This window comes from Vibrio minamisatsumaniensis, from assembly GCF_050337445.1.
Taxonomy (GTDB): domain Bacteria; phylum Pseudomonadota; class Gammaproteobacteria; order Enterobacterales; family Vibrionaceae; genus Vibrio; species Vibrio artabrorum.
The window spans coordinates 1-5812 of the sequence record NZ_JAKJSY010000131.1 but is presented as its reverse complement, the minus strand read 5'-3'; the positions used below and the strand labels follow the sequence as shown (position 1 = coordinate 5812).

Here is a 5812-nt window from a genome sequence, read left to right as displayed (position 1 = left end):
GCTTGGATAATGCGGTTGCTGAAAACTTTTTTGCTTTACTCAAAACAGAGATGTATCACAACCAAAGCTTTGAAGATGCAGATGCACTGATAGAGAAAATTAAAGAATACATCGAGTACTACAATACCAAACGTATAAAAGTGAAACTAAAAGGCCTGACTCCGATAGAATATCGAACTCAGGCCTTGAAAGCCGCTTAACAGAAATGTCCAACTTTATGGGGTCACTTCAAAGTCGCTGGCTTTTGTATTTCTATCGGTCTGCAAGTACAGGCTGCGCTTTATGATTAAAGAACCGCTGCGATACCTTTACATAGAGGACCCATGTTTGACTTAGTCATTCCAGCAACACTGATGCGGCCAGAACCAACAATGTAGATTGCGAATTCGTCTTTCAGACGAGTGACTTGCTCTTTGCTAAGGCCAGAGAAAGAGAACATGCCGTTTTGACGTTCGATGAAGGTGAAGTCTGCATCAACACCTTCTGATTTCAGTGTTGTTACGAACAGTTCTCGCATCTCTTGGATACGGTCGCGCATTTCTGCGACTTCAGCTTCCCATTCAGCACGTAGATCCGCATCACCAAGGATGTGAGTTACGACAGCACTGCCGTGCGCTGGTGGGTTAGAGTAGATAGAGCGGATGATGCTCTTAACTTGAGAGAATGCTGTCGTTGCTATGTCTGCAGATTCTGCAACCAGAGTGAATGCACCCACACGCTCGTTGTACAAGCCAAAGTTCTTAGAGAATGAGCTAGCAACAAGGATCTCTTTGTTGTACTGAGCAAAAACGCGCAAGCCAGCTGCGTCTTCTTCAACGCCTTTTGCAAAACCTTGGTAAGCAAAATCGAATAGAGGAAGCAGTTTTTTCTCAGCAACCAACTTAGCTAACACTTCCCATTCATCGGCAGTTGGGTCGATACCTGTTGGGTTGTGGCAGCAGCCGTGAAGTAGCACGATATCGCCTTCAGAAGCTTTCTCTAGGTCAGCCACCATACCTGCGAAGTCTTTGTCTTTGGTTTCAGCGTTGTAGTAGCTGTATTGAGCCGTTTCGATGCCCGCCGCAGCGAAAACGCCATTGTGGTTAGCCCAAGTTGGATTACTGATCCAGATTTTTACGTCGCCCAGTTGACGTTTGATGAATTCACCCGCTACGCGAAGTGCTCCTGTACCACCTGGCGCTTGTGCTGTTTTTGCGCGTTGAGACGTAACGATCTCTGCGTCTGAACCGAAAAGAAGTTTCTGAACCGCTAGAGCGTATTCAGCGGTACCTTCAATGGTTAGGTAAGATTTGGTTTTTTCGTTTTCAAGAAGTGCAGCTTCTGCTTTCTTTACTGTTTTAAGTATAGGTGTTTGGCCATCTTCATTTTTATAGATGCCAACACCAAGGTTGATCTTCTCTGAGCGAGAGTCATTTTTAAACTCTTCAGTAAGGCCGAGGATAGGATCGGCGGGAGCCGCTAACACTTTTTCAAACATAATTTTCATCCATGTCAATTGTGAGGGGAATATTGAATTCCCTCTTTTATACCTTTCAACGTGGCTCGGTACAACTGTAAATGGAGAGTAAATTTAGATAAATGACAGATATTTCTGAGTGGATGGCTGAAAGAGAAAAAAATTTAAGTTTCGTTGTCTAGGGGCCTTGGAATGACAACGCAAATTTGTTGAGTATGTAATGTTAAGTGAGTCACAAAAATGATATGCAACTGGTTATATATGGCATGGTCAATCATGTGATGTGGGTTCCGAAATGGTTTTCTGACCAAATTGTACTTAACTGAAGAATGCACAAGCAATGAATTTGGCTATGAGTATATTAATCAAGGAGTAGAGGATGAACTTTAAATTGAGGATAGGGACATTACTGGTATCAACAGCACTGATCGTAGGGTGTTGGAGTGATGACGAGACGATATCAACGGAGTCATCAAGTACCGATGACACCACGGTTGACACCACCACTTTTGCGGGTACGTTACTTGTGCCTGAATCTACAGAGATTAGAAGTGCAAGGGCCCTTAACAGAAAGCTAAACATATCAAGTTACAGTGCTGAATGCCCTAATGTACCGGCTGGTTACCGACCAATGTCGAGTGCGATCGTTGCTATTGAAGATTCTGTTAGTGGTCAGGTTGGTGATACAACGACAACAGATCGCTGTGGGTCTTTTGTCATCGAAGTTCCTGTTGATAGCGCTGACACCGAAGGGTATGTCATTGCAGCGACAGCCGATGGTTATAAGGCGCTGAAAGCGAATGCCGCAAACTTCCAGCAATCAGGGACGACTCCAAATACAAGTGTTGTAGCTTCGACTATTCCTTCCAATGCAACTTATGTCATCAGTGCGATGCAAAAGGCTGGAGGCAGTGAGTTTATTTTCTCCATCACAGACTCTGTAACCAATAATGCGGTCATTCAGTTGTCTAAAGATTCTTTCTTGTTAGAAATTAATGGTTTACCGGCTAATTTTTTATCGTTAAACACTTCTGAACAACTTGCTGTGTCCACTTCAAATGTTCTCGCATTGGATGCGAGTGGTTCTATGTTTGCCAATGAATTTGATGAAAGCGTTGATCCACCGGTCGCAATTATTGATGGGGATGGTAATCCTGTAACGTTACTTCAGTTAACAGCATCGGCAGCACATCAATTTATCACTGAAAAAGCAGACGCAGACGAGGTTGCCGTTGTACCTTTTGATCACAACGTAGAGTTGATTGATAACACACTTTTGGCAAACTACTCAATGACTGACAGTGACAGTACCAATGTTACCTATAATTACTCCGATTCTGGCTTCGTTACGAGTAAAGCGAACTTACATTTTTCTGTAGATATGTATAACGCGTTCTCGTCACTATGGAATGATTTTAGTCGGTACGATGAAAAACACGCCGATCGTACTGATCCTGTATCTTCTCTAAATGAGAACTATAGGTGGAGTGGTGGTACGCAATTAGAGGGCGCTATTAATGATTCTGTTGCATTAGCTTCAGCCAGAAGCAATACGCTCAAACGCATATTCGTAATGACTGATGGAAACAGTTCATTTACGGACCGTGATGGCGTTGTTGCTGCGGCATTACAAAACTCGATTCCTGTGAATGCTATTTCGGTTGGTAGTGGTGCGAATATTGCCGATTTGTCAGTTATTGCTGAAGAAACCGGCGGTGCGTTCTTTGAGTTGACTGATGCGATAAATATTGCTGGGATTTATTCATCTCTGCAAACTTCAGTGAAGTTTTCTTATGTCGCTTACTTGGGTATTCCACTTCAAGCGGGTGATGTTATTAAATTGACGTTAGACCTTAATGGCGAAACAGTGATTAGAACAATAGCTCTATAGATTATTAAATAAAAGTGGCGCTAGAAGCGCCACTTTTGGTCTATTGCCCACCTTGCCTTGCCTACGTCGTGCATAAAACGGGTTTGTTTTAGAGGTCTGTTCGCTAGGTTGGGGCAGGGGGTATTGCAGTATTTTATGACGATACTTGAATAGCCACGGTCGAGGGTCGAGGCTATTCAGTCTATGTTCTGGGGCAGAATCGCGAGTGATTCAGTTCACTGTCTGCTTTACCCCGCTACTTTTTTAGATTGATTTCAGCTTCAATCGAGCCTGTTTCAATTTCAGGGTGTGAGGCTAGTTTGTCAACGGCCCACTGGTTAATGTGTTTCAGAATAGCAGACACCGCGTGTTTTTCTGTTGGTGCCTGATCTTGATCGACATCGAGTTTTTGCTTTGGATGTGAGCCTGTCGCATCTTCAGCAATGTGGAGCCAATCTGGGTGCCAGTAATATGGCTGGCCACTCGGTGTTGTCCAACTGTGAACACCGTTTGACTCTCCTTTATAACTTAACTGGTCTGCTTCTACTTTTTTCATTGTTGTCTCACATGTTTTGGGATTACGTCAAATTATTGAAGCGTGGAGCAAACTTGACTCTCGCTTTAAGTACAAACTTAGCAAAGCTTACAAAGTTATCCGTGAAGTATTTCACATATTTATTGAAATTCTAGGTAATTATATGGATAGCAATAATTGTTGTTGATGTAAGTTATAACATTGACAGACGCAGAATGTGTCGAGAGGGTACACACTGACACCGTGTTTAATCTTGTAACTGTGCGCCTAACGCGATCGCCACTTTTAGTCTATTACCCATCTTGATAAGTTGCCGCAATCGAAACAAACTTTTCTTCAACAGCTAAGAACGCGTCGACGACGGTTGGGTCAAAATGGTGTCCTTTTCCTTCTAAGATGATGGCTCGCGCTTTCTCATGGCTAAAGGCTTCTTTATAGACTCGTTTAGAGATCAAGGCGTCGTATACGTCGGCAAGTGCCATCAAGCGGCCGGACAGAGGAATATCTTCACCAGACAACTGATTAGGATAACCGCTACCATTCCATTTCTCATGGTGAGTCAGAGATATCTCTTTTGCGACGCTTAAGAAAGAGCTACTCCCTAACTGCTTTTCAGCAATAGACAACGCTTCAGCACCAATCGCAGGGTGACTTTTCATTATTTCAAACTCTTCGTCCGTCAATTTGCCCGGCTTCAATAAAATGTGATCAGGAATTCCCACTTTGCCTACATCGTGCAAAGGCGCAGATTTGTAGAGCAGCTCGATGTAGTTTGGTGTTAATAAGCTTGAGTGTGTTTTTGACTTGCTGAGCTCTTCTGCGAGTACCTTTACGTATTCTTGAGTTCTTAAAATATGTGCGCCTGTTTCATTGTCTCGAGACTCAGCAAGGGCACATAAGCTTACAATTGCAACGTCACGTGTGGTTTTGACTTCGTTTTGCGTAATTTCAAGGTTATCAAGCATGGTGTTGGTCATAGATGCCATTGAACCAAGCTCGTTGTAGAAGAAAATAGGTAAGCGAACCCCTTGCTCGCCATTGGTGACTTTACTTAATGCGTGCTCTTGACTTAGGAGAATACGCTTAATCAGCTGGCTCCAAAGCGTCATGATGGTTATTGCATATCCACCCAGCACTATTGCCAAATAAATAAGCTCTTTGATCACGCTCATCTTGCCTGTGCCATCTAAGAAGCGATCAGGGTTGTGCTCTAGCCAAAAGGTGTCTTTTACGGCAATCATCGTCAACATTGTCGTCAGTGTTACCAAAAGTATGACGACTAAACTAATCATTTGCTTAACCAACGAACTTCTTTCACCAGACAGTTGGAAGTCAAATTGTCCCGTCATTTCCATTCTATCCATTTGTCTGAGTTTGGCGTTCAATTGGAGAATGGCTCCGGTAAAGAAGCCGAATAGGCTCATACCAAACAGCACCTTCATATTACTAACGATGGTGAATTCGTAGCTTAAGTTATAGTAGAGAGCGAAAGGAACACTTGCAGCAAAAAATAGCAAGGTATCGAGTTGCGCGAATCGACCTTGCTCGACTAAGGCATGTTGCACCAATAGATAACGACGTGTGAGCCATAATAAGACAAATACAATACTGACTTGTGTGAAAGTCTCTAACGCTGTTAAGCTCTCGAGCATAGGGCATACCCGACTCCCGTATGTGGCAAACAGCACGCCCGCGATGACGTATAATTTAGTCGTTAGCGATTGATTGTAATTTGAAGTATCCATCGATAAGCCTTTATAACTTAACTGGTCTGCTTCTACTTTTTTCATTGTTGTCTCGCATGCTTATTGGATTAAGTCAAATTATTGAAGCGTGGAGCAAACTTGACTCTCGCTTTAAGTACAAACTTAGCAAAGCTTACAAAGTTATCCGTGAAGTATTTCACATATTTATTGAAATTCTAGGTAATTATATGGATAGCAATAATTGT

The 5812-nt window shown here is 42.9% G+C and carries 5 protein-coding genes; 2 read left to right on the top strand and 3 right to left on the bottom strand.

The window, feature by feature from the left end:
• The coding region (locus tag L4B77_RS19205; protein ID WP_429751147.1) for an IS3 family transposase at positions 1-200 on the top strand (200 nt) is incomplete at its 5' end.
• An 86-nt stretch (positions 201-286) separates the two neighbouring features.
• On the opposite strand, the gene L4B77_RS19200 is transcribed toward L4B77_RS19205, so the two are convergent.
• Positions 287-1477, bottom strand: a complete 1191-nt coding sequence (locus tag L4B77_RS19200) for an amino acid aminotransferase (protein ID WP_429752422.1) — start codon at positions 1475-1477, stop codon at positions 287-289.
• Positions 1478-1835: 358 nt separating this feature from the next.
• On the opposite strand from L4B77_RS19200, the gene L4B77_RS19195 reads away from it, so the two are divergent.
• Positions 1836-3347 carry a vWA domain-containing protein gene (locus L4B77_RS19195; protein ID WP_429752420.1) on the top strand — a complete coding sequence of 504 codons (1512 nt, stop codon included), beginning with the start codon at positions 1836-1838 and terminating at the stop codon, positions 3345-3347.
• 235 nt (positions 3348-3582) lie between these two features.
• On the opposite strand, the gene L4B77_RS19190 is transcribed toward L4B77_RS19195, so the two are convergent.
• Together L4B77_RS19190 and L4B77_RS19185 are read right to left on the bottom strand one after the other, a co-directional pair.
• On the bottom strand, positions 3583-3882 hold the full coding sequence (locus L4B77_RS19190; RefSeq protein ID WP_261839448.1) for a hypothetical protein: 300 nt from the start codon (positions 3880-3882) through the stop codon (positions 3583-3585).
• A gap of 272 nt (positions 3883-4154) precedes the next feature.
• Positions 4155-5651, bottom strand: coding sequence for an HD-GYP domain-containing protein (locus L4B77_RS19185; RefSeq protein ID WP_429752417.1), 1497 nt, complete (start codon positions 5649-5651; stop codon positions 4155-4157).
• Between the last annotated feature and the right edge of the window lie 161 nt (positions 5652-5812).

Excerpts from the sequence above, each read along its gene's own strand:
- L4B77_RS19195 (WP_429752420.1), top strand. The coding sequence starts at position 1,836 with ATGAACTTTAAATTGAGGATAGGGACATTACTGGTATCAACAGCACTG.
- L4B77_RS19185 (WP_429752417.1), bottom strand. The coding sequence starts at position 5,651 with ATGAAAAAAGTAGAAGCAGACCAGTTAAGTTATAAAGGCTTATCGATG.
- L4B77_RS19200 (WP_429752422.1), bottom strand. The coding sequence starts at position 1,477 with ATGTTTGAAAAAGTGTTAGCGGCTCCCGCCGATCCTATCCTCGGCCTT.
- L4B77_RS19190 (WP_261839448.1), bottom strand. The coding sequence starts at position 3,882 with ATGAAAAAAGTAGAAGCAGACCAGTTAAGTTATAAAGGAGAGTCAAAC.